Here is a 22,669-nt window from a genome sequence, read left to right as displayed (position 1 = left end):
GCTAGTTGACCTCCAGGACCTTCATGACTTCGTCGCCGTAGTCGTTGATGACCTTGATCGCGATCTTGCCGGTTGACGGCTTGTCGAAGGGCAGCGACTCCTCGCGATACAGAGCCGCCCACGCATCCGCGTCGATGTCTGCCTTGAGCGCGGTCTTGAGCGCTTTGTAGGGATCGTTCTCGCCAAGGAAGTAACAGTGGCGGACGAAAAAGGACTCCTCGTTGTAGTCCGTGTCGATCATCCACAGCGCGATGTCCTTGCGGCTCGAACTGCGGACCTCGCCGGTCGATGGGTCGTAGACGTCGACGCCGTTAAGTGTCACGGCGAACTGGCCGGATTCGGTCTTGTCGATTGAGATGTCGGGCTCCCCAAAGACCGTGAAGAGGTTGCCGCTCCCCGTCTTCTTGAGGTCCTCACCCATCAGCAGGTCGGCGTTCATGCGGACGAGCAGGACCTGAATGCGGCCGAGTTTGCGCTCCCCCTCGACGCTCGCGAACTCTTGCACGACCGTGACTCCATCGTCCTCGGTGACGCCCGTCGCTTGAGGGTCAAAGGCGAAGCCGAGCACACACAGGAGGTCAACAGACTCGTCGGCGATCGCCTCTTTGGCTGCGGCCTTGATGAAACCCGGGCTTACGGTGCCGTACTGAGGTCCAAGCGCGACCGCGATGCGCGACGGGGTCACGTCATCGTCACCGTTCTTGCGGTCGCCGCGTGCTTGGACGTACGCGCCGCTGTAGGGCTCGAGTGTCTCGAACTCAAGGCGTTCGGAACGGCGCCCGTTCTGAATCCCGGCTCGCCGCAGGTTGGCCAAGATGGACTGCTCGAAACCCGACTCGGAGTCTGACGTGTCGGCGTCGCTCCCGAGCTTTTCTGCCTGTTCAAAACTGAGGGAACGGTGCGGCGACAGTGACTCAACCGTGAACGGCCCTGAAACTCGAACCTTTGACTTATCCTGCTTGGGCTTGTCGTACAGCACCTCGAAGTCGGCAAAACGCCTTATGGCCTCATCAATTTGCTCACGGTTCATTCCGGCGTTGATGTCAGGGTTGTTCGCGATCGATTTTAGCGTGACGTGCTGGACTTTGTCGTATACAAATCCTCCGCGGATGTCACCTGAAGTATCTGCTGGAGGCAGCGCCTCCAACTTGCGACCCTCGGCGGTATCGGCCTTGACGAAGTAGGGAAAACGGGCGCCCATGATGCGCTGTCGAGAGAGCGCCAAAGCGACGCGTGATGTGTCGATCGTGATCCAACGACGCCCCCATTGTTCAGCGACGAGAGCCGTCGTGCCCGAGCCGCAAGTTGGGTCGATTACGAGGTCTCCTGGATCGGTAGTCATCAGCATGCACCGCTGAATCACCTTGGTATTGGTCTGCACCACGTAGAGCTTCTCATCCGTGAAAGCGCCGGTCTGCGTGTCGTCCCAACGGTTCCCATACTCGGATACGGGGAAGTCATCAAAGAACCGCACGTACGCGAGTGACCGTCGGGTCGGCGCGCCCAGTCGGTTCGCATACTGGAGCCGCTTGAGACCCTCTTCTGTAGTCTTCCAATGGCTTCCGACACCAGGGTGAAACACCGTGCCCTCGTACTCAAACTCACCACTACCCGTCGCCGTTGCACCCTGCGAAGTCAGGTTGTCATGTCGATAAATGCGTGCGCCAGCAGGTGGAGCGTGGAGTTCGTGGGCGCCTACCGGCCGACGTTGGCCGTCCAGTAGTTCAAGCCGCCGATACCGTCCGCCGATGTCGTCGTCCAGGGTGCGCGGCCGATAGAGCCGTCGGTACTTGACACTGGCGGTTTCCTTCGCGTACCAGAGTACGTAGTCTCCGCTTCGGCCAAGCGCTGTTGCCTGCGCGAACCCGCTCGTAGTAGCGAAAACAATCTGAGAAACGAAGTTCTCGGCACCGAACACCTCGTCGAGTAGACCCCGAACGAGATGGACGTTCTCATCGCCGATCTGGACAAACACGCTCCCACAGGTCGCGAGTAGGTCGCGTGCCACTACGAGTCGATCACGCAAGTACGACAAGTAAGAGTGAATTCCCAGTTCCCAAGTGTCGCGGAAGGCCTTGATCTGCTCAGCCTCCCGGGCCGCATCTTGAGGACTTCCATCCTTGACGTCACGCTTGCCGGCACGCACCTGCCAGTTGGACCCGAACTTGATGCCGTATGGCGGGTCGATGTAGATCATCTGGACTTTGCCCCGGAGCGCTTCGCGCTCGGCCAGAGAGCCCATAACCTGAAGCGAGTCCCCGAGGATCATGCGGTTCTTCCATGACTCTTCGTGCTCGTAGAACTCGACCTGGCTCAGTTCGTCAAGTTCGTCGAAGTCCTCGAAGTCGAACAGGGAGATCTCATCGGCGTCCGCCTTACTTTGTGCTCGGACGTTCGCGATGATCGCGCGCGGATCCACCTTCTCCTGGATGTAGATAGGCGGAGCGTCGACAATCAGATCCTCGCCGTCCTGCTGGTCCTTGCCCTTCCACACGAGCTGCGGGTCGAGGCTAGGGTCGCGGGGATAGCGAAGAGGAGGCAGTGTTGAGCCGGACTCGTCGAAGAAGTCGCCCGCTGCGTCGGCCGTGGGAATGTTGGTCCGCTTGTCTGAGTGCTGGATCGCCTCGACGGGCTTCGGGCCCTTGGGAGCCTTGCTGCGTGCCACTAGTCCTCCGTTGAAAGATTCATGCCGACGAGCAGTCGGCTCGAGAGAAGATCGGGGTCGCCGATGATTGGCTCGTCGGCGCGCAACTGAGCGAGTGCCTCACCTAATACGTGCTCGGCGTCATCCACGCCGTCTTTGCCAATCTCGATGTAACCCCACCGGCCGAAGCCGCCGTGGTTATTCACTGACGCACTCCAGGAGTCACGGGCGGTCCGCGCCTTTTCCTTGGTGGGGCCAGGCGACTTTTGCGAACCCGACACCTCCACGACGAGAGTCCTGCTGAAGTCTTCGCCCTCGATCGGTGCGAGACGCAGGAGGAAGTCCGGCCAGTATTCGTGAGTGCGGCCCTTGTGCACGTAGGGAATGGTGAGACCCAGGTGGTCGTTCTTGGCGTAAGTGGTGAGCAGGCCCTTGTCGACAAGTGTTTCGCATACTTGCGCGACACGGCGCTCCCACTCGTTGCCGTCCTTACCGTCGAGTGTCACGTGGCTGACGTGCGAGTAAGTCGTCTCAAAGGTCTTCTTGCGGGTATCAAACCAGACGCCGTCTGTCGACCCGCTTGGCGGATTGCGGAGGATGGGGCGAACGAGAGTCTGGCGTGCCGCATCATCCTCGAGCCGGGTGATTGCGTTGTAGATCGCCTCGGCGGCAAGCTGCTGCGGCTCCGCAAGCGAGAGGTAGCCAACGCTGAAGCCGGTCTCGACGTGCAACTTCGCGTCGAGCCACTGCTTGGTGAAGTCGACGAGTTGCGGGAAGAGCCACGGACGTGCGTCACCTTGAGACGTGAACCAGGTCTTGAGCACGCGGCTGGCGACCAGGAAGGCGACCTCCTGCGGACGCATTCCCGCGATGCCCTCGATGCGTTCCGTCTCACCCACGATGCCCGCGTTCTCGACCCAGCTCGGCACGGTGGCGCTGCCGATCGTGAGAGAGTCCGAGGCGTCGCGATCGAAGATCAGAGGAGCATCGGGCATCTCGATGCGGTAGCCGCCGACCAGGGGAAAATCGATACGGAGGTGCTCACGATCGTCGAGGGCACGGACGCGAGTGGGCGGGTCAAGGGGCTTCGGATCTACGGTGGGGGCGTCGGCCGGGATGAACGAGAACGGGATTCCGTACACATTGGAGTACTCGGCACCAAAGCACCCCGTCGCCTCGTCGATGGAGTAATCGCGGCGACGCAGGCCACGCCCCACCACCTGCTCGCACAGAAGCTGCGACCGGAACGGCCGAACGCCCAGGATGTGGGTCACCGTATTGGCGTCCCAGCCCTCCGTGAGCATCGAGACGCTCACCACGCAGCGCACCTGCTCACCTAGGCGCTCCTTCTTACCAACCGTATTCATGACTTCGCGGAGCAAGTCCGCGTCAGTCACGTCCTCGGCGCCGCCCCGCTGAATCCGGTACTGCTGTTTGAACGCTTCGATCTCCGAGGCTGCGGCCTTCTTGAAGTCGTCTTTCATGGGCTCGCCCGACTCGAGCTGCTTCGAGTCGATGATGACGGTGCGCGGGCGCGCTACCGGCGCTTCGCCCTCCACGTTGGATAAGAGCCCCAGTTGGCCGGCCACGTGCTTGGACTGGTCACCGTCTATGAGTTCGTAGCCAGCTATCCAGTCGTAGACAAGCTTCGAGGCGACCGTGTTGGCAGTCACGACGATCATCACGGGTGGCGGCTCGCCTTGGTCCTTGAGCGTGCGCTCCCAGGCTGCGTAGGCGCGCTCGTAGCTCTTGTAGAGGCTGCGAATCGCGCCCTCGAGCACCGCGGGCATTACCCACTCCGCCGGCGTGGTAGGAGCCCCCCTCACCGTCTTGGGCCAGTTGGGGTCGTCCTTGATCTGGTCATAGAGGTGGAGGTAACTCACCTGGTCGGTCGCCGCATCGTCGTCGACGGGAAGGCGGGGGACCTTGACGATGCCGGATTCGATCGCGTCCATGAGGGAGAAGTCGCTCACCACCCACGGGAAGATGAGACCCTCGCTCCAGCCGGACCCGCCGAGATAGAACGGAGTCGCCGAGAGGTCATAGATGGCCTTGATTCCCGCGTACTTGCGGAGGTCCGCAAGGCCCTTGAACCACACCTTGGCGCCCTCGTTGGCCTCCTTGGCCTCCGCGTCCACCTTCTCTTCGATCTCGCGAGGCTGGTAGCAGTGGTGAGCCTCGTCGTTCAGCACCATCACGTCGCCCTTGCCCGGCAGTGACTTGAGAATCCGGCTCGCTACCGCCTGGGGAGTCTCCTTGAAGGGATCCACTGTCTTGCCGTGGAGCAACAATTTGCGGGTGCCCGCCGCAATACCCTTGATCTCCTTGGAATCACGAGCCATGAACTGGTGGTAATTCACAATAGAGATGGCCGCAGAGTTGAGTTGCTGGCGCAGATCCGGCGGCACCAAACCACGCATGTCGTAGTAGTTCTCCGGGTCGCCGGGCTGAAGCACCTTGAGCCGGTCGCGAATGGTGATGCCGGGGGTGACCACTAGGAAGCGCTGAGTGAAGCGTGAGTCGTGCGGTGCGTGCGTCTTATTGAGCGACTGCCATGCGATGAGCATGCATATCACCACGGTCTTGCCGCTGCCGGTCGCCATCTTGAGCGCTACGCGCGGCAGGCCTGCGTTGTGTTCGGCATTGCGGTCAGTCAGGATCTGGCGCCAGTCGACGCCGCTCGTGCTGCGGTCGTATTTGTGTCGCCCCGACACCTCTGCCAAGAAGATCGCGGTCTCCGCCGCTTCGCGTTGCGCAAAGAGAATGCGGTTCTCGCGGTTCGGGTCAGTCCAGTGTTCGAGCAGTTTGCGGGTGATCGGCGTCGTGCCTTGGTAGCCGGTCTGACGCCACATCCGGACTGCAGCACGGAGCTGGTCGATCTCGTCGTTGCGCTCGACCTTCTCCCCTGTGGGGTTGAGGTCAAGCTCCATCTGGTCGCTTGATTGCGACCCGGACTTGCCCTTCTTGGGGCGAGCGACTGGGACGAAGAACTCGCTTGGCCTTCTCCCGGCAGCGATCTCGCCCGTGGGCCCGTTGGCCGCCAACACGAAGTGTTGAGTTGGCTCGTCGTACGGCGTATTGAGCACAGGGTTGCTCAGTGCGTCGACCGTCATTGGTTGTTCCACCTCCACCCCTCAGCGATTCGGCCCTGACTCGCGGCCGACATCACTTGCCAGGGTAGCCGAGCATCCTGACATGCGCCGCTAGCCACCGAAGTATGGCCGCATCTGTTCCCTCAGCGCCGGGTCGACGACGTAGACGTACGTGCCCTTCATGCCCCGGGTGAGAAGCACGCGGTAGATGTTGCGAACTAGTGCAACGACGTCATCGTCCGTAGTTGTGACGCCTAGGACGGTGTTGTTGGACTTGCCTTTGGTGTCGGCGTATTGCTTGCGGTCTAGCCTGATCGCCCGTGCCGCACGATCCCAATAGAGCTCTGGGCCGATGATCACGCCTGCATAGTTAAGGTCGTAGCCCTGGACTGTATGGATGGATCCCACCTCCTCGAGCGACGTACGGGAGTTGATCCAATCGGTGTCCGCGCGGTTCCAGAACAACTCCAGGCCATCGAGGACGATGTCCGGCACGTCGGGCTCTGTCTTGCTGCGCCACTTCCAGCCGTAGCCAGCGAGCAATCGCGCGAGGCCTGCTTCACTTTCACGTTCGAAGATCTCCCGGCGCATGGCCCCGAGATCGTCGAAAAACCTCAGATCGTACGAAGAGAATGCGCGTGCTTGCGCTGGTGGATGATCGCTGAGCACCTCCTTCACGTAAGTGATGTAGTCACCCCCCGCAGCCACGCGCATCTGCGAGCGGAGCGTGTAACTACGGGACTCCCGGGCTGCCCTGCTGCACACCTCGTTCACCACCGCGGGCGGTAAGTCCATGGGTCGGATGCTCTGCTCGCGGTCTATGAACAGGAGCTGCTGGCGGCTCTTGCGCCTCACCCAATCCAGTTGGGTCAGGCGCATCCAGTCTTCGCCAGGAAGCGCGAGGCCTTCATTGATCTCTCTGAATCGCTTGGTCACGGCGGGTGCCGGTTGGGCACCGTACTGTGCAAGACGGTGCGCCTCGTCCACTACGAGGAGATCGAACTTGCGCTCGGCCTTCACTACGTCAAACGGACTCATGACCATCGCGGGCGAAAGGCCCGGAACGCGCTTGAACACGTTCTTGATCGACTTCCGCAGAGACTGCTGGGGCACGACTAGCCCCACCCTGAATCCCTCGAGCAGTTCGCGGTGACCCTCGACAAAGAAGTCCGCAAAGACCGAATCCGTGGACGCATCGTCCGATGGCTCGGTGTTGGCAATATCTTGCAGCAGCTTCATCATGTAGATCGCGACGATGGTCTTGCCCGTGCCCGGTCCGCCCTGAATCACGACCCTGTTGGGTGCGTCGTTTTCGAGGTCCTCAAACAGGCCCTCCAGGATGTCCACGATCGCCGACTCTTGATCGTGATTGAGCGCCTTGAACGGAGAGAGCTTGAAGAGATCGCTGTTCTCAATCTGCTCGATGCTTTGGGCGAAGAGCTCGTCCGCCCGCAACTGCTCGAAGATCTCGGCGAAGAGTTCTCGGTAGCGGGATCGGTCGTAATAGTCAGAGTCCGTGATGCCGTCGTTGCGGTTGAGGACCTTGTACTGGCCGTCGCCTGCGAACAGGCGAATCAAATAGGACTCGAGATCCAGGCAGACCGACTTGTTGAACGTGTCATCCAGCACGACCCGGAGCGAGCGGAGTTGTCGTTTCTCTGGGTTGTCCAGGTGTTGCCTCATACGCCCGGCGGCGTTGAGGGTCTCGCCTACGTACACCGCGCGCGCATCGTTGAGCGCGTAGACGACGGGCCAATTGTGGTGGCGCCCGCCTGGCTCGGTCCAAGCCTGTACGGACTCCGCGGTGAACGGTAGCCGCTCAATCCTCATAGGCGTCGTACTTCGTGCTACTTCCCTTGACCTTGTCCGCGGGGTACTTCTTGCGGGTGTCGGCGAGCTTCTCGAGAACGATGGCTTCGGGGTCGAGGCCCAACTTGTCCGCGAGGAGCAGGCAGTAGGTGAGGACGTCCGCGAGTTCGTCCCGGACTCTAGCGGGGTCTGCGTCGGCGCTCCATTGGAAGCACTCCAGAAGCTCCGCGGCCTCAATCGAGATGCTCTTAGCGAGGTTCTCCGGCGTGTGGAACTGCGCCCAATCGCGTTCAGCGACGAAGGCTCGGAGTTCGTCGAATACCCCCGGGTCGGTCATGTGGGGACATTAGCATCCGCAGCTGACGCCAGACCGTCGATGGCCAGTCAACCGGGTACAGCCGTGCGGACTGGTGCACTGCCAGTCACGTCTCGTCAATACACCCGGCGATCGGGTCGCCCGTGGGGTGGCCGGCTTGGGTCGCCGGGCTTTGGTGGGGCGGTCCATCCGATCCTTCAGCGTCGCGCTCTCGTGCCGCCCGTCAACCCGCGAGTTTCGTTGGTCTTGGGGAAGGTGCTCACCGCACCTGCACGGAGCCGGGTGACACTGTGGGTGCGCGTTGACTGGCAGCCCTGCCGTGCGTTGGCCTCCGGGTTCGAATAGATGGCCCAGTGCGATGCTCGGGTAGGTCAGCGGAACCGGTGAGGCGGGTGGACGTGCGCCGTCCGGCGCGGCTGCCGCCGCTGGCGGGCGGCACACTGCCCCACCCATCCACGAGCGATACCCACAACGACCACGACGAGGCACCCGGAACAGCCCAAGAACCCCTACAAGTCATGGCGCAGATTCGAGTCAAGGGCGCGTGGCAGGATTGCACCGTGGCCGACGAGACAAACCAACACTTGATCATCGGAACACTGATGTCCGAGAGCATAAGTACGAAGCTCAAAACCATCGGGGATCGCCATGTCGGCAAGAGCCTCGCCTCGGGTCCCGAGAATTGGCTGACAATGGCAAGGATCGCCGACGATCCGCGCACCGTGACCTGTCTCGTGAAGCTCACCGCCAAGGACTACGAGAGATTGTGCACCAAGCCCTACCGCGACGCCGCTGAGCACCTTCTCGAATCCCTGTCGAAGAAGCCTTGTCTAATCCTCGTCCACGAAGCGGTGCTTGGCATCGAGCGCGAGTCGATTCCCGAGCCATCTATGTTTCTGGACGACGACGGTGCGGACGCTTTTGATCCAATTGACGAGCGCTATTTCCGAACGGTGAGTCCGGAAGTCCGTTCGAAAGTCACCGAACTGCTGTCGCGGCATCATCTTGAAGTGACCCCCTATCACCGCAACTTTGAAGCGACGCAAGTAGCGGTGAACTTCATCGAGTCTGAGGGGCGTGGCCTGCTTTTTCGCCTCTACGTGCCCGAAGGTCGAATCTACTACGCCGAACTCACGCGGCTCATCGACATGTTCGCCGACTGGCTTCGAAGAGCAAGGGGCGAGTCAATTCGCCGAGACGGATACGAGACATCGAGCGGGCGGGTGATCGAGTTCTATGGAGATGGATCGGTGAGCAGGAGCACCGTGCACGACGAACTCGCCGAATTCAGCGACTTCATACGAGTCCTCCACGACAATTCAGAGGCAGCTACAGCGATCCTGACAGGGTTTGGTCTCGACGAGGGAGCCGCGCGAGAGCTTGTCGCGCGCTATTCGCGCGATGTACGACGGGTCGAACTGGACGCAAAGCACACGCGTGAGTCGAGGCTGCTCACGATCCGGCAGAGCCTGGAAGGGGAACTCTCAGACGAATTCGAGAGTGTGCCACCTGACGTTCTCGGTCGACTAGCCGAGCAAGTGGTACCAAGCTTCTCTGCGAGTTCCATTGGAGCGCCAGTTCCGGTTGCGATCGATCCGGCCGCGCAAATTGTCTTCAACCAGCAGGTAATCCATAGTGCGACTGGGATCATCTCGCAATCCATGACAGGCAATATCCAGTTGAACCCGACAGCGCGAGAGCTACTCGAATTCATCAACGCAAATGCCGAAGGCCGCGGGAACGATCTCGATTCGGCTGTCCATGAACTCGCGGACAGCGAGGCACCGAAGGAAAGTCGTATCGCCGCAGCAGCCGCACTCAAGGGCTTCCTGCAACGCAACGGTGCTCGACTCGAAGAGGCGGCATTCCGCATGTTCTGGAAATGGATCGAGGCGCAAGTCGGGTCGTAGCCGCGTCGGCGCTCCGTGAACATTTCGACAGGTCTGCCATCCACCGGCGGCGGCTAGCTAGCTACCGGACTTGTCAACGTGCCGCTCGTGACGCCACCATGTGTCCATGGATCGCGAGGATATCGACACTTGGGTAGATAGCGTTGTCCATGCAATCGGTGCGCCCACGATTGCCGATTGGATCGCCGCCGCAGCGGGCGCCATCACCGCGGTGATTGCAATTGGCGCTGCCGTGTTCGCTTGGAGGCAAGTTCAGGAGGTGCGCAGCGCCCGCAAGCAAGCGCGCGAACTCGACACCAAGCGCTCACAGCCGTACGTCGTCGTGTCCGCAGAGCCAAGCGCGGTGACACCGCTCATCATCGACCTGGTCGTGAAGAACTACGGATTGACCGCTGCATATGGCGTCACGTTTCAGATCGACCCTTGGCCCTCACGTACTGGGAACGCTGGCGCAGCCGCGGAAGACGTCCAACTTCCACACGAGATTGCAGTCTTGGCACCCGGCCAGGAGTGGCGAACCTTCTGGGACCACAGCCCCGACCGCAAGGACGCCGGTCTGCCTGATCGCCATGTGGGCACCGTCAACTACTTGGGCATCAATGATGAGCCCATATCGCAACCGGTCGTGCTCGACTGGTCCGTTTTCAAGAGTCGGATTTGGACTGAGAGGCGGGGCATGCACGATGCCGCGACAGCGTTGCGCGAGATGAACACGACGATGAAGAAGTGGAGCGAGTCGGCTGAAGGTGCGCTGGCGGTATACACGCGCGACGGCGTAGCCAGAGATGAACGCGTGGCCACGCAGCACGCGGAACTATTGGCACGTCTCAAGAAACGCGCAGAAAGCCACGAAGAATAGCTCGCAGGCGCACAACCAGATCGGCCGCTTGCCGACCATCTTCCCTGGCACTCACGCGGGTACATTGACGAGTTGCTCATTTGGAGGTGGAACTGTGCACCGCGATCCGGGGAGGGACTTCCGCATCTAGCCAAGCACCCCTTCCCCCACCACCGGGATCCCGTACTCCCGAGCCTTCCGCGCCTTGCCCGACCCGCTCCCTGGGACCTGAGCGATCACCGCCGCCACACCCTTCTTCACGCCGGGCCACACCACCAGCCCCCGTGCTTCGGCCACCGCCGTCAACTTCCGCTTGCGAGCCTCCGACATCCCCGTCAACACCACCAGATCCCCCGGCTTCAACTCCACCTCAGAAACCACCCGCGACACCAACCCCGCAGCCCGAGCCAGCAACGCCTCGACCTCCAGGTCAGCCAGATCAAGCAGCCCCGCCAACTGGATCACGAGCGCCCGCTCCTCGTGCGTGAGCTGGTCGTCCGCACACACCGCGTCCACCACGCCCAGCATGTAGTGCCGGTTCAGGCGGGCCACGTCGTCGGCACCCAAACCCAAAGCACCGGCCATCCCGTCCAGTGCCCTGCGTTCCGGCCCCGAGATCTTCCGGTCCAGCAGTACCCGGTCCAGCAGGTCCAGGTACTCGTCGGCGCCGTCAAGGCCCTCGACCCGCTCGAACGACCCTGCCACCCGATCCATCAGGTCGCTCCCCGGAGCGGTCAGTTGACGGGCAAACCCGCGCCACACCGGCGGAGTCGCGAGCCGCGGCGGGGCCGGCCACCGCATCGTCTCGCCAAACGCCAACCACTCGTCCCACATCCGCCGCTCGCCCGACGCCCGCATGTACGCGGTCAGCAGCGCGGCGGTGGCCTCGGCATCGGCAAGGGCGGCGTGGGCATCGGCCAGCGGAACGCCGGTGTCTGTCAATCGGCACTGTGCGCGCAACACGCCCCCAGCTTCGCGGGCGCCCCAAACTGCCCTGCCAGACGCATCGTGCACAACGTCATGTCATGGCGCAAGTCCAGCGGCCACCCGGCTCGCGCATATTCGGCCACCAAGAACGATGCGTCGAACGCGCTGTTGTGCGCCACGACTACACGTCCCGCCAGCAGGTCCGTCAGGTCGCCCACCACGTCGGCAAAGACGGGCGCGATGCGCGCGCGGTGTCAAAGCAAGCGAGCGCGTCGATGCGGTGCACGTGCTGCGCGCCCAAGTCTCTCTGGGGATTGACCAGGGTGGACCAGCAGTCCTCGCGGCGACCGTCGGGGGCCACGAGCACCACGCGGATCTCGCACACCCGTTCCGTGTTGTTGTACGCGAACCCGGTGGTCTCCAGGTCGATGACTGCGAAGCCGGTCATGTGGGTCCCCTCCCTCAACTACGGACGACGCTCCCGCTTGGGCTCCCAGGGCGTCAGGCAACGTCGATCGCCCTCGCCGCCACGGGACGGTGTCACCGCGAACGCAGGCCCGGGAAGTCATCCCAGGGGATCGAAAAGGACTCCGTAGATCACTACCGAAGACGCCTCCAGGCGCCAAACTATCGTCACGTGCCCGTCCTTGCCAGACAGTCCGGCGGTGCTCATATGAGCCACACCTTGGCCAGGTACCGAATAATCTCGTGACCGAACTCGTCGCGGGTCGTCACCGAGTCGCTCTCGTAGCCACTCCAAGGCGTCCTCGATCGCCTCGTCCTGATCGCACAGCACGTTATACGCCTGCGCCACCGCCGCAGACCTAAACTCAACCTTAGCCATACCTCCCATCGTACACTTTGCCCCTATGCCGCATTGGGGTAACGGGGCAAGAGTGTGGTAATCTGTGGAAATCGGGCCTGTACCCGAACATCCTGGCGAGGAGCGAATATGTCTATCGTTGTTCAACTCGACGGCCGAAAGCGCGTCAGCCTGGGGCGCTACGCCACGTCGGACACCTACATCCTTGAGGTCGGCCCCGGGGGACGCCTCATCCTTGAGCCAGCGGAAGTGATGACGGCCGCAGAGCGTCGCGCTTTGGACAGTGCCGCGCTACGCAACCAAGTCGCCACGTCGTTCGCCTCGAACGAGGAGCGGGTGCCGGCCCAGCCGCGTGTACGAGCCACCCGGTAGACCTGGCCAACATGTGTCAGTTGGACCCCTAAGGAAGGCGGACGTCGGCCGCACACCGCGCTTCCCCAGGAAGTCTGCCTGCCGAAGGCGAGGGTCCCGAGCGCGGCGCGCGACTGTCAAGCATGTGGTTGAAGCGAATCGAAGGAGGTTGTTGGATGGCTACCGAGCTCAAGTTCCCAGGTGATGTAGATCTCAGCACCAGCCAGCGTTCCCTTCTGCTCGTATGGCAGAGTCCCGCGACCCGCAGATTTGTGAAGGTTGGACGCCTCGATCTGCTTGCTGGGGGTCGTTTTGCATTTCACTACGTGTCGGAAGACGCCGAGGACGCCGAGTTCTTCCAACTCGATGACTACCCCGACCGCGAGCGCGTCTACGTATCGAACGAACTCCCTGCGTTCTTCGCAAACCGCGTGATGTCAGCCGAGCGGCCGTCCTACCCGCAGTACCTCGCGTGGTTGGGCATCGACCAGAGCCTTGAGACCGTGTCATTGCCGGTGGAGGTCTTGGCTCGCACCGGAGGGAGCCGGGTTACCGACACCTTCCACATCCTTGACGTTCCGACGCAACTGGACGACCACTTCACTAGTCGATTCTTCGTCTCGGGAATCAGTCACACCGACGAAGCCGAGGGCGTATTGCGCACCGTCTCGAGCGGAAGTGGCCTCGCACTCCGCCGCGATGGCGACAACCCCGGCAACCCTCGTGCAGTCCTCATCAACACCGCGGACGGACGCAAAATTGGCTATGTGCCCGACTGGCTTTGTGCTGACGTTGACCAACTCCTGGTGGACGGCTGGGACCTCTCCGCCGTCGCCGAGCGCGTGAACCTCGACGCACCCGACCACGTCAAGGTCCTGTGCCGCGTGGACGCCGTCCGAAACTAGGTTCTCCCGCCATGCCGCTGTCCGAAGATGAGACCCGTTCAAAACTCAAGGATGCGCGCGCTGCATACGTAGGCATGATTTCGCCGCATTACGACGAGGTCTTCAACGACGTCGCCGAAAGAGTGCGCGAGAACGGGTACGCGACGAAGCTTGATCTTGGTGGTCTTGTTCTGTGGAAGCGACTCCAGGCCAACACGCGCTGGGCTTCTAGCCTGGGTGCTACCGCGGACGCAAAGGTGCGAGATGTCACCGGAAGAGCCCTGTCCGTCTATAGGGATGAACCGTTGTCCGATGTCCCAGCCAGAGCCCAGGCAGCGCGAAGTATCTTGGCAGAGCTCCCGGGTTTCGCGCACGGAGATGCGTTCGTCAGTGCGCTACTCACGGCCTTCGACCGAGACAACTTGGCCGTCTTTGACCGGCGTGCGAACTATGCGCTCGAGACCGTCCTAGAACGGCCCGTGCGCGGCGGTCGCGGCCACTACAGGCGGTACATCGAAGAAGTGCACGCCCTGCGTGCGCTGGTTTCGGAGCCGAACGACACTTGGACGGCGCGCGACGTCGACACCGCGCTATACATGCTCGGCGGGTAGGTCGCAGGCCATGCACACACACGAAGAGTAGGCGTACCCCGCCACGAAATCGTGCGTCTATTTGTCGATTCTTCAATCCCCTGGGGTGGGTCACGAAATAACCAACCCGGCAAACCTTCCCAACTCCACCAACCGCTCCGGAGATTGCGGCATCGCATCGAGCAGTCCCGGTGAGTGCACCAGGAACGTCACCCACTGGCCGCGGGAGATCGCGACATTGAGCCGGTTGCGGTTGAGCAGAAACTCCGTGCCACGTGCCACGTCTCGCGCCGACGAGGCCGCCATCGTCACAATGCACACCGCCGCCTCCTGCCCCTGGAACTTGTCTACCGTGCCCACGCGCACGCCGGCCAGTCCCGCATCGGCGAGCGCCGTGCGGACCGTATTCACCTGGGCGTTGTAGGGCGTGATGACGATGATGTCGTCCTCACCAAGCGGGTCCTCCACGCGCTTGGGGTCGGCCGAGGGATCGGTCCACGGCGCACCCAGCACGGAACGCGCGATCCGCACCACCTCCGCCGCCTCCTCCGGAGACTCCAGCGTGTTCCCCGCGTGGGTCACCGGAGCCGGCCGCAGGCCGGGCTCCACGCCCTCCAAGTGACGCCCCAACACCGTCGGATGCGCCGCCAGTTGGTCTTCATAAGACAGCCGCGACACCGCGTGGGTGAGGTCCGGGTGCATGCGGCGCGTGGTGGCCAGAAAGTAGCCAAACTCCGGCGGCAGCACGTCGTGGCCCTCGCCCAGCCACCCCAGCGCAGAGCTGTCCACGTTCGAGTCGTGGTGCGCCTGCGTCACCTGAGGCAGTTGCTGAGGGTCGCCCAACAGCAACAGGTTGCGCGCCGCCGCGGCCGACGCGATGGTCATGGGCAGCGAGAACTGCCCTGCCTCGTCAATCACCAGAAGGTCGAGTGACCCCGACGACACGCGATTGCCGTTCGCGAATGTCCACGCCGTTCCTCCAAGGACGAACCCGCTCGGATGCTCGGCGATGAACCCCGCCTGGCCACTCTTTGGCAACGCCGTGAACGACACCTGGCCGCCGGAATCACCCGCCTGCAGTTCCTTGCCCACCAGGCTCTTGTCGAGCCCGGCCTTGTCCACAATGGCGTTCAGCATGTTCTCCACGGCGCGGTGCGACTGCGACACCACCCCGATCTTCCAGCCATGGTCCTCGACCAGCCTCTTGATCACGTGCGAACCCACATACGTCTTGCCCGTTCCTGGGGGACCCTGAACGGCCAGGTACGAGTGGTCGAGGCGCAGCACCGAGTCGACCACGTGCGCGGTGTAGTCGTCGCCCGTCACGGTCGCCAGCGTGCCGGACGTCAGCGCCGGCGGTTGGCGCAAGAGAATGTCCACGCACGCGTTGCGAACCTGCGCGAGCGGAGGCGGGCAGACAGTCAGGGACCAGGCCGCGATCGCGTCCGCCAAGATGGTCGCGTTTGGCGGTTGGCCGGGAACAATTGCCGAGGGCAGCTCCGTGCACTCGTCGGCGCCCTTGGGGAGCATCTCTTCGAGCTCGAGCCAGTCATCGCCGACGTCCACGACCGTCACTCGGTCGTTCCACGACCTAGCGCCGGGTTCGGCATTGACGTTGGTGAAGGGCGCGGGGTGCTCGAAGAGCGCGATCGGCTTGGACGATTCACTCCATCGAGACCCAGGCGCGGCATGCCCCTCCACGCGGATGCGGCGGCGCAGGACCTTGGTGCGCGCGGTCGGTAGGTGCCAATCGGTGAGGATCACACCGCGCTCGACGATGAACACGTCGCGCTCGTCCTCCCAGTCCAGCATCGGCAGCACCAGGCGCGAAAAGTGTGATTGCCAGAAGATCCGACCCTCGTTCGCGTGGAAAGCCGTCGCCGCCGATGCCATCGCGACCAGGAGTTCACGATCCGGGTCGCCCGCCACGTCAATCTTTGCCAGCATCTCCTGCGCGGCGTTAAGCCGCGCCCGCGCGTCCGACGGTTCGGCCTCCTGGCGCGGCACGAGCGGAACCGGCTTGATGCCGTATTCCTCCTGGAAACCCTTGAGGTAGTCCCTGAGCTGCAACGTCGAGACAACATCGTCCTCGTTGTAGTCAGCTATCATCTCGATGAGCCGGTCCCACTCCGCCGCGTTGCCCTCGTCTCGCGCCGCACACGCATCGGCGTAGGCCTGCACCGAGTCCCCCGCCGTGTCCACGCCCTCGCGCTTGCGTGTGAGATACAGCGGCTCCAACTTTTTGATGGAGTACGACGCGGAGCCGACGCGCAGCGACTTGCGCACCAAGGGATAGAGGTCCACCAACACGTGCTCGCGCAGCAGCGCATCCACCTCCGGCGCGCCCACGCCGTGACGGTCCGCAACCGACAGCAGGTGAGTCTTCTCGTACGGGGCGTAGTGATACACGTGCATGTCCGGCCACTGGGCCCGCCGCTCGGCAACGGTCGCGAGGAACGTCAACAGCGCCTGGCGCTCCTCACCGAACGAGTGCGCCCAGATTGGGGTGAAGCGCTCGTCGGTGTCGCACCAACCCCAGAGGTAATCCACTCCCCAAACGCCGTCCTCCTCGTAGAGGGGGTCGCCCTCGAAGTCGAAGAACATGTCCCCCGGACTGGGCGGCGGGAGCGCCACCAGCACGGTCGGGTCAACCACCTGCACGGGCGGCTTGCCGTCGACCTTCGGCTGCGCCTGCAGCGCAGCTTGGCTACGTAGCGTCTCGAGGGTCGACGACCCGATGCCGGGGATGTCGCCGGCGCTCGCCGCGAGGTCCGAGACGGTCTCGATGCCGTGGGCGCGCAACTTGGTGCGCTGGGAAAGGCGCAGGTTGGCAACGCCGAGCACGTCGTTGGTGCGCTCGACCTCAAGCCCACACCAGTCGCAGGACCCACAGATCGCGTAGCGCTCGTCACCCCAGGCCAGGACGTCTCCTTCGGCCTGGCGCTCGGCGATGATCTGGAGCAGCCGCTTGCGGCGGAGCTGGAACACGGGGGCGATGTCGGCCAGGCGGTGATCCGAGCGTCGGCCGTCGCCCAGAATCAGCGTGACGGTGCCGTCCACTGGAACTCCGCGTCGCTCCAACTGGTCCGCGTAGGCGGCGAGCTGGAGCAGCGCCGTGACCTTCGCGCGCCGCGCAAGTTTGGTGTCCTCGACGCGGTAGCTACCGTCTGGTTGGCGGGTGATGAAGTCCGCGAAGCCGATGAACGTGGCCTCCCCGTCGTGGTCCAAAAAGGCCGCCTGAAAGACCACGTCCGCACCGCCGGCGAACGCCGCGAAGGTGGCGTCCACGGCCTCGGACTCCTTGCCGCGCCCGGGGCGGGGGATCACCACCACGCCGTCGCCGAATGTCTCGCGATACTGGGCGAGCACACGCTGCTCGTGCACGTCGCCCAGCTCGCCGGCCCGCACGCGCATGGCGTCGGGCGTGAACCCCGGATCCTCGAGCCGCCCGGCCTTCACGTCGAGATCGCGCAGAAAGCCAAACTCGCACGTGGTGGCCGAGGCCAGGTCCGAGGCGCTCCACCTGATGCGTCCGTTGTCAGTGATGTGCATGCTTCCCCCGCGTCCGTGTTGGGTGAAAGCCTATGGCGCAGGGGCGACCCGCGTACATGTCAGACCGTGGAGCAACCACGAGTCTGGAGTCGAAGTGGGTTGCCGGCACGCGGGGCGCTAGGTTCAAGGCCATGGTCGATCAAGTCCGCATTCATGGTTGAGCAGAGTGTGATCGACGGCTTCGCGGCAAGCCATCACGCCCTGACCAACCTTGTGGGCGGTCACGACTCTGGCACGCTCGGCCTGGCGTCGCTTCCCGCAGTGATCGCCCGCTACGTCGCGGGCAGGGGCGTATCTCAGAACATGTCTGCACGCACTCGGTCTACTGTCTTGGCGTCGCCTACGGCGTCGTGCGCGGCGCGTTCCCCAACCAGGTCATGTACCGACAGTTCCTCGCCGGGTACCCCGGGTCTTCCGGCGTAGCGGGCGAGACGTCAACAGAAGAGGTACGGGATGAGGCCGGGTCGGATTTCTCTTGACGTGCCCCCGCGCCCGTGCGAGACTCGTAAACGCGAGGAACAGTAGTTCCGAGAAGTGAACCCGGCAGCCATCCGGACGGTTGGTGAGCCGGGTTTCGCGCTGTCTAGAGCACAACGCGCCTTGTGACGAGGGGCTCGATCTTGCTCCGATAGTGCCCACCCTTGGTCCAAGCCCACGCCGCGAGATCCGCCACCCACAGGATCGGTTCGTCCGGGCCCGCCATGTGCAGATATTCGAAGTCTGACGAAACGGTCGACTTACTGAAATTGCTCAATGCTCGATTGTCGGCCTTCCGAGCAGACTCATCAAGCTCAATGATCCAGCGCGAGACCCCATTCTCCGCAGCCCATTGCGCCAGCCCCACCAAGACCAACTCTCGCAGTTCGGCCTCCCTCATGCGGGCACGACGTTCCACGATGACGATCGAAAGGTCATCACCCATGAGGCTCAACTTGCTGAGTGCCTCCTTGCGGCGTGCGTCACTTTCTTTGCGCGCGTGGAAGCGTCGAGAACCCGGCGCGGCCCACGACCCGCAGTCGCGGCGAACCTGCGCGACAACGGCCGAGCGCACCACGACCGCGGCCATGCGGTAGCCCCGCTCCTTCGATTCGTCGCTAAACATCTGACTCGACACCTGAACCCCCCGTGTGGACCCTCTGAGGAGAGGGTATCCACGGCGTGCGACGCGACGACCTTCGCGGTGCAATGACCCAGCCAGCACCCCGTCCCCCACCACCGGGATCCCGTACTCCCGAGCCTTGCGCGCCTCCGGGAACCCCCTGAACACCACCAGGTACCTCGGCTTCAGTTCCACGCCCAGCATGTAGTGACGGTTCAGCCGGGCGACGTCGGCGCGGGCCACCGCAGCGACTCACCCAACGCGAGCCACCCATCCCACTCGCGGCGCGAACCCGACGCCGCGATGTAGGCGGCGAGCAAACCGGCCGCGGCCTCAGCGTCGGCGAGGGCCGCGAAGGACTGATTTGTCGTGCCCCACTGGCGCGGGAACAGCCAACCTCGTATGGTGCGTTGAATTACCGCTAGTGCAGAACGCGTGCATAACCTCTGGATAGAGTGTGCATAGACTGTGGAAATACACGGCAATGCTCTTGCGTGAGGCAGATCAGTCAGAGAGACTGAGGGCAAGGAGAAAGGGACCATCTCATGACGCGCAGCAACAGCGGAACCATCACGACTGCGAATGAGGCCGTAGACGGGCAGTTTGCGAACAAGGTCACAGAGCTTGTTGACAACCTAGGTAAGGCCCTCGTGGCGTTCACCCTCGGTGCAGACGTCTCCACAGTAGGTCGTTGGGCACGCGGAGTGAACCCGCCCAGGAGCCTTGATGTCGAACGCCGCATCGAGAATTTTCACCGCGTGTACCGCTTCCTCATGACCGAAGACGGAGATGCTCCCGGGCGCTCCGCCCACGAGGTTCGCGCCTGGCTAATGGGCGTCAACCCACATCTGGACGATGTGTCGCCAGCTGAAGCAATCCGAGACGGTGACTACCGGGCCGTGATGGCGGCCTCAAGGGCCTATGCCGCAGGAGGGTGAGGCGGGCGCGGACGGTCCACATGTCCGGACGGTCGCCCTCCCCTCGACGGTGTACCGGGTCGCCCGCAAACACGCGGCGACGCGGTACTCGCGGATCCGACCGGAAGACGATGCCGACCCAAAGGCGGGGCACCGCTGGGATGTAGTGGGAGGGGGCGTCCTCTACGCAGGATCCACCTCACGAATTGCCTTCGTTGAGACCTTGGGCGTGCTCCGACCTGCACCAGGGGTTGTCTTGCCCGACGCAGACGACGACGCCCAGTTCATGCTGCCGGGCTCGGTGCCTGCTGACTGGCGCGACTCCCGAGCCATCTTCGAACTCAGCGCAGGCCACCGCAACGGGCTCCCGATGTTTGTCGATCTCGCGGATCTCCAGACCCGAACTGCATTAGGGGCGGTACTCCAGGAGTTCCTGAAGCCCATGGGTATCGGACACATCGACGTCCCGGAGGTCACGTCAGCGAACCGGGTAGCGACCCGCATGCTTGCACGCGCGATCTACTCCGCCCAGGACGAAGAGGGCGTGAACGTCTACGGGGGAATCCGGTACGTCTCCCGCTACGACCCTCACGAAATCTGCTGGGCGATCTTCGACCACTATCCAGTCGAGGTAGTCAGGCAGAGTCCCATCGAGGCCTCAGACGCCGTACTCAAGTCCGCTGCGAAGGATCTTGGTCTGACAGTCCACTAGAACCGCGCGGAACGGCCACGCGTAGCACCCCATCCCCCACCACCGGAATCCCGTACTCCCGAGGCTTGCGCGCCTTGCCCGATCCGCTCCCTGGGTCCTGAGCAATCACCGCCGCCACACCCTTCTTCACAGCAGGCCACACCACCAGCCCCCGAGCCTCCGCCACCACACGCAGTTGCGCCTTGCGCGCCTCCGGGAACCCCGTGAACACCACCAGGCCCCCCGGCTTCAGCTCCACGCCCTCGGCCACCGTCGTCACCCGCGCCTGAGCCGCCGCCAGCAGACCCTCCACCTCGAGGTCCCCCAAGTCCAGCAGCCCCGCCAGCTGGATCACGAGCGCCCGCTCCTCGCGCGTGAACTGGTCGTCCGCACACACCGCGTCCACCACCGCCGCTATCTACAGAGGCAGCATGTGGTGACGGTTCAACCGGGCGACGTCGGCGGCGCCCAGCCCCAGCGTCGTCGCCATGCCTTCAAGCGCACGACGTTCCGGTACCGAGATCTTCCTGTCCAGCAGCACGCGGTCCAGGAGGTCCAGGTATTCGTCGGCGCCGGCGACGTCCTCCGCCGGGGCGAAGTGCCCCACCGCCCGCGCCAGTACGGCACTGCCGGGACGCGTCGTGCCCCTGAGCACCGGCGCCACCCCACGCGGAGGCGGCGCAGGCCACCGGAGCGACTCGCCCAACGCGAGCCACCCGTCCCACTCGCGCCGCGACCCAGACGCCGCGATGTAGGCGGCGAGCAAACCGGCCGCGGCCTCAGCGTCGGCGAGGGCCGCGTGAGCATCTGTGAGGGGCACCCCGGTGTCTGTCAAACAACGTAGTGCGCGCAACACTCGCCCAACTTGGCGGGCGCACCGTAGGCGCGGGCCAGGCGCGCGGCGTTCATTACCGAGCGCACAACGTCTCCTCGCGGGTGAGTGCGAGCGGCCACCCGGCGCGCGCATACTTGGCGATCAGGAAGGCGGTGTCGAACGCGCTGTTGTGCGCGGCGAGCACCCGCCCGGCCAGCAGTTCGGTGAGGTCACCCACGATGTCCTCAAACCGGGGCGCGACGCGGGCATCGGTCGCGTCGATGTGGTGGACGTGCTGCGCGCCCAGGTCCCGTTGGGGATTGATGAGGGTGGTCCAGGAGTGCTCGCGGTTTCCTTCTCTGTCGAGGAGCACGACGCCGACCTCGCAGATGCGGTCAGCGCCGTTGTAGGCGAAGCCCGTGGTCTCAAGGTCGATGACGGCGAAGCCTGTCATGGGGGTCCCCTCCCTCAGTTGTCTTGAGAGTAGCGCGGGGTGGGGGCTGTCCACAGATCGGGCCCCGGCACGTGACGCGATGTCAGTGGGCGGCGAGAGGGTAGCCACACGAGCCGATAGGCCCGCAGAGGGGGAGCGCCGTGACGAACACCGAGGTCGAGGACCGCCAGCGCTCTTTCGTGTTGATACCGGTAGTAGTACTATCGCTATGAGCAAGATTGAGAAGAGAGTGGAGCAGATGCGGCGAGCGCCCGCATCCGTGTCGTTCGACGATCTCGCATCTGTGTGTCGGCACTTCTTCGGCGATCCGGTCGGAGGCTCCGGCTCACACGAGGTGTACCGCACCCCCTGGGCGGGCGACCCAAGGGTGAACATCCAGAACAGGAACGGGCAGGCCAAGCCCTATCAGGTCCGTCAGGTGTTGGCCGCGCTTGAGCGACTTGACCGAGAGAGAGGAGACCCTCAGTGAGCACGAACCATTACACCTACCAGGTCTCCTGGTCTCCCGAGGATGGCGAGTACGTCGGGACCGTTGCAGAGTTTCCCTCGCTGTCGTGGCTCGACGCCGACGAGCAAGCAGCCTTCGCGGGCATCCGACGCCTCGTGGACGACGTGGTAGCGCAGATGGTCGCCGAAGGCTCTCAGCCGCCCGCCTCGCTTGCGGACCGCGACTACTCCGGGAAGTTCGTGGTGCGCCTCACGCCCGCCCGGCATCGCGAACTCGCGATCAAGGCCGCACAGTCAGGCGTCTCCATGAACCGGCTCGTGAGCGACACCCTCGCTGCGCGATAGAGCGAGCAGCGACATCGGATCCCCCGATCGGCGGGCGCGCAACACTCGCCCAACTTGGCGGGCGCACCGTAGGCGCGAGGCCGGGGCGTGTCCACAGATCAGGCGCAGGCACCGTAGTGCCTCATGTCAAGATGCTCGCGAAAGTTGGGTGCGTGCCTCACCTGGT

The 22,669-nt window shown here is 63.6% G+C and carries 21 protein-coding genes; 9 read left to right on the top strand and 12 right to left on the bottom strand.

Features of this window, described 5'->3' with window-relative positions; all coding sequences use genetic code 11:
• Position 1 precedes the first annotated feature (1 nt).
• The 4 genes from QZZ29_RS08715 to QZZ29_RS08700 form a co-directional block, all read right to left on the bottom strand.
• Positions 2–2,665: a site-specific DNA-methyltransferase gene (locus QZZ29_RS08715; protein ID WP_291382630.1), complete on the bottom strand. Its 2,664-nt coding sequence runs from the start codon at positions 2,663–2,665 to the stop codon at positions 2–4.
• Entirely contained in the window at positions 2,665–5,757 is a 3,093-nt protein-coding gene (locus QZZ29_RS08710; RefSeq protein ID WP_291382629.1) for a BPTD_3080 family restriction endonuclease, read from the bottom strand. Before QZZ29_RS08710 ends, QZZ29_RS08715 begins: the two co-directional genes overlap by 1 nt.
• Before the next feature lie 90 nt (positions 5,758–5,847).
• Positions 5,848–7,566 (bottom strand): DNA/RNA helicase domain-containing protein, encoded by a 1,719-nt coding sequence (locus QZZ29_RS08705; protein WP_291382627.1) that lies wholly within the window; start codon positions 7,564–7,566, stop codon positions 5,848–5,850.
• Positions 7,556–7,882, bottom strand: a complete 327-nt coding sequence (locus QZZ29_RS08700; protein WP_291382625.1) for a nucleotide pyrophosphohydrolase — start codon at positions 7,880–7,882, stop codon at positions 7,556–7,558. The genes QZZ29_RS08705 and QZZ29_RS08700 overlap by 11 nt, the downstream gene beginning before the upstream one ends.
• Before the next feature lie 377 nt (positions 7,883–8,259).
• Here QZZ29_RS08700 and QZZ29_RS08695 point away from each other — a divergent pair, with 377 nt between their 5' ends.
• Both QZZ29_RS08695 and QZZ29_RS08690 read left to right on the top strand, forming a co-directional pair.
• The gene (locus tag QZZ29_RS08695) at positions 8,260–9,771 is read left to right on the top strand and encodes a hypothetical protein (protein WP_291382623.1); all 1,512 of its coding nucleotides are present in this window, start codon (positions 8,260–8,262) and stop codon (positions 9,769–9,771) included.
• A gap of 106 nt (positions 9,772–9,877) precedes the next feature.
• A complete protein-coding gene (locus tag QZZ29_RS08690) occupies positions 9,878–10,630 on the top strand; it encodes a hypothetical protein (RefSeq protein WP_291382621.1) in 753 nt (250 codons plus the stop codon).
• 126 nt (positions 10,631–10,756) lie between these two features.
• On the opposite strand, the gene QZZ29_RS08685 is transcribed toward QZZ29_RS08690, so the two are convergent.
• The 3 genes from QZZ29_RS08685 to QZZ29_RS08675 form a co-directional block, all read right to left on the bottom strand.
• Positions 10,757–11,572 carry a hypothetical protein gene (locus tag QZZ29_RS08685; RefSeq protein WP_291382620.1) on the bottom strand — a complete coding sequence of 272 codons (816 nt, stop codon included), beginning with the start codon at positions 11,570–11,572 and terminating at the stop codon, positions 10,757–10,759.
• Between the two features lie 169 nt (positions 11,573–11,741).
• Positions 11,742–11,984: a hypothetical protein gene (locus QZZ29_RS08680; protein WP_291382619.1), complete on the bottom strand. Its 243-nt coding sequence runs from the start codon at positions 11,982–11,984 to the stop codon at positions 11,742–11,744.
• Positions 11,985–12,101: 117 nt separating this feature from the next.
• Positions 12,102–12,380 carry a hypothetical protein gene (locus QZZ29_RS08675; protein WP_291382618.1) on the bottom strand — a complete coding sequence of 93 codons (279 nt, stop codon included), beginning with the start codon at positions 12,378–12,380 and terminating at the stop codon, positions 12,102–12,104.
• 108 nt (positions 12,381–12,488) lie between these two features.
• On the opposite strand from QZZ29_RS08675, the gene QZZ29_RS08670 reads away from it, so the two are divergent.
• The 3 genes from QZZ29_RS08670 to QZZ29_RS08660 all read left to right on the top strand — a co-directional run bounded on the left by QZZ29_RS08670 (position 12,489) and on the right by QZZ29_RS08660 (position 14,205).
• The gene (locus QZZ29_RS08670) at positions 12,489–12,731 is read left to right on the top strand and encodes a hypothetical protein (protein WP_291382616.1); all 243 of its coding nucleotides are present in this window, start codon (positions 12,489–12,491) and stop codon (positions 12,729–12,731) included.
• Between the two features lie 155 nt (positions 12,732–12,886).
• Positions 12,887–13,615 carry an HIRAN domain-containing protein gene (locus QZZ29_RS08665; protein ID WP_291382615.1) on the top strand — a complete coding sequence of 243 codons (729 nt, stop codon included), beginning with the start codon at positions 12,887–12,889 and terminating at the stop codon, positions 13,613–13,615.
• A gap of 11 nt (positions 13,616–13,626) precedes the next feature.
• Positions 13,627–14,205, top strand: a complete 579-nt coding sequence (locus tag QZZ29_RS08660) for a hypothetical protein (RefSeq protein WP_291382613.1) — start codon at positions 13,627–13,629, stop codon at positions 14,203–14,205.
• A 90-nt stretch (positions 14,206–14,295) separates the two neighbouring features.
• Here QZZ29_RS08660 and QZZ29_RS08655 read toward each other — a convergent pair whose 3' ends face one another.
• Positions 14,296–17,736 (bottom strand): bifunctional RecB family nuclease/DEAD/DEAH box helicase, encoded by a 3,441-nt coding sequence (locus QZZ29_RS08655; RefSeq protein ID WP_291382611.1) that lies wholly within the window; start codon positions 17,734–17,736, stop codon positions 14,296–14,298.
• Between the two features lie 583 nt (positions 17,737–18,319).
• Entirely contained in the window at positions 18,320–19,078 is a 759-nt protein-coding gene (locus QZZ29_RS08650; RefSeq protein WP_291382609.1) for a hypothetical protein, read from the bottom strand.
• Positions 19,079–19,380: 302 nt separating this feature from the next.
• On the opposite strand from QZZ29_RS08650, the gene QZZ29_RS08645 reads away from it, so the two are divergent.
• Both QZZ29_RS08645 and QZZ29_RS08640 read left to right on the top strand, forming a co-directional pair.
• On the top strand, positions 19,381–19,773 hold the full coding sequence (locus QZZ29_RS08645; RefSeq protein WP_291382607.1) for a hypothetical protein: 393 nt from the start codon (positions 19,381–19,383) through the stop codon (positions 19,771–19,773).
• Positions 19,757–20,464 carry an RES family NAD+ phosphorylase gene (locus QZZ29_RS08640; RefSeq protein ID WP_291382605.1) on the top strand — a complete coding sequence of 236 codons (708 nt, stop codon included), beginning with the start codon at positions 19,757–19,759 and terminating at the stop codon, positions 20,462–20,464. Before QZZ29_RS08645 ends, QZZ29_RS08640 begins: the two co-directional genes overlap by 17 nt.
• On the opposite strand, the gene QZZ29_RS08635 is transcribed toward QZZ29_RS08640, so the two are convergent.
• The 3 genes from QZZ29_RS08635 to QZZ29_RS08625 form a co-directional block, all read right to left on the bottom strand.
• Positions 20,424–20,852, bottom strand: coding sequence for a hypothetical protein (locus tag QZZ29_RS08635; protein ID WP_291382604.1), 429 nt, complete (start codon positions 20,850–20,852; stop codon positions 20,424–20,426). The genes QZZ29_RS08640 and QZZ29_RS08635 overlap by 41 nt on opposite strands.
• 9 nt (positions 20,853–20,861) lie before the next feature.
• The gene (locus tag QZZ29_RS08630; protein ID WP_291382603.1) at positions 20,862–21,278 is read right to left on the bottom strand and encodes a hypothetical protein; all 417 of its coding nucleotides are present in this window, start codon (positions 21,276–21,278) and stop codon (positions 20,862–20,864) included.
• Positions 21,279–21,351: 73 nt separating this feature from the next.
• Complete coding sequence (locus QZZ29_RS08625) at positions 21,352–21,711, bottom strand: exonuclease domain-containing protein (protein ID WP_291382601.1); 360 nt, start codon at positions 21,709–21,711, stop codon at positions 21,352–21,354.
• A 208-nt stretch (positions 21,712–21,919) separates the two neighbouring features.
• On the opposite strand from QZZ29_RS08625, the gene QZZ29_RS08620 reads away from it, so the two are divergent.
• Together QZZ29_RS08620 and QZZ29_RS08615 are read left to right on the top strand one after the other, a co-directional pair.
• Positions 21,920–22,180, top strand: coding sequence for a toxin HicA (locus tag QZZ29_RS08620; RefSeq protein ID WP_291382599.1), 261 nt, complete (start codon positions 21,920–21,922; stop codon positions 22,178–22,180).
• Positions 22,177–22,503, top strand: coding sequence for a toxin-antitoxin system HicB family antitoxin (locus tag QZZ29_RS08615; RefSeq protein ID WP_291382597.1), 327 nt, complete (start codon positions 22,177–22,179; stop codon positions 22,501–22,503). The genes QZZ29_RS08620 and QZZ29_RS08615 overlap by 4 nt, the downstream gene beginning before the upstream one ends.
• Positions 22,504–22,669: the final 166 nt, after the last annotated feature.

This window comes from Demequina sp., assembly GCF_016278765.1.
GTDB lineage: Bacteria > Actinomycetota > Actinomycetes > Actinomycetales > Demequinaceae > Demequina.
This window is presented reverse-complemented; position numbering and strand designations above follow the sequence as displayed.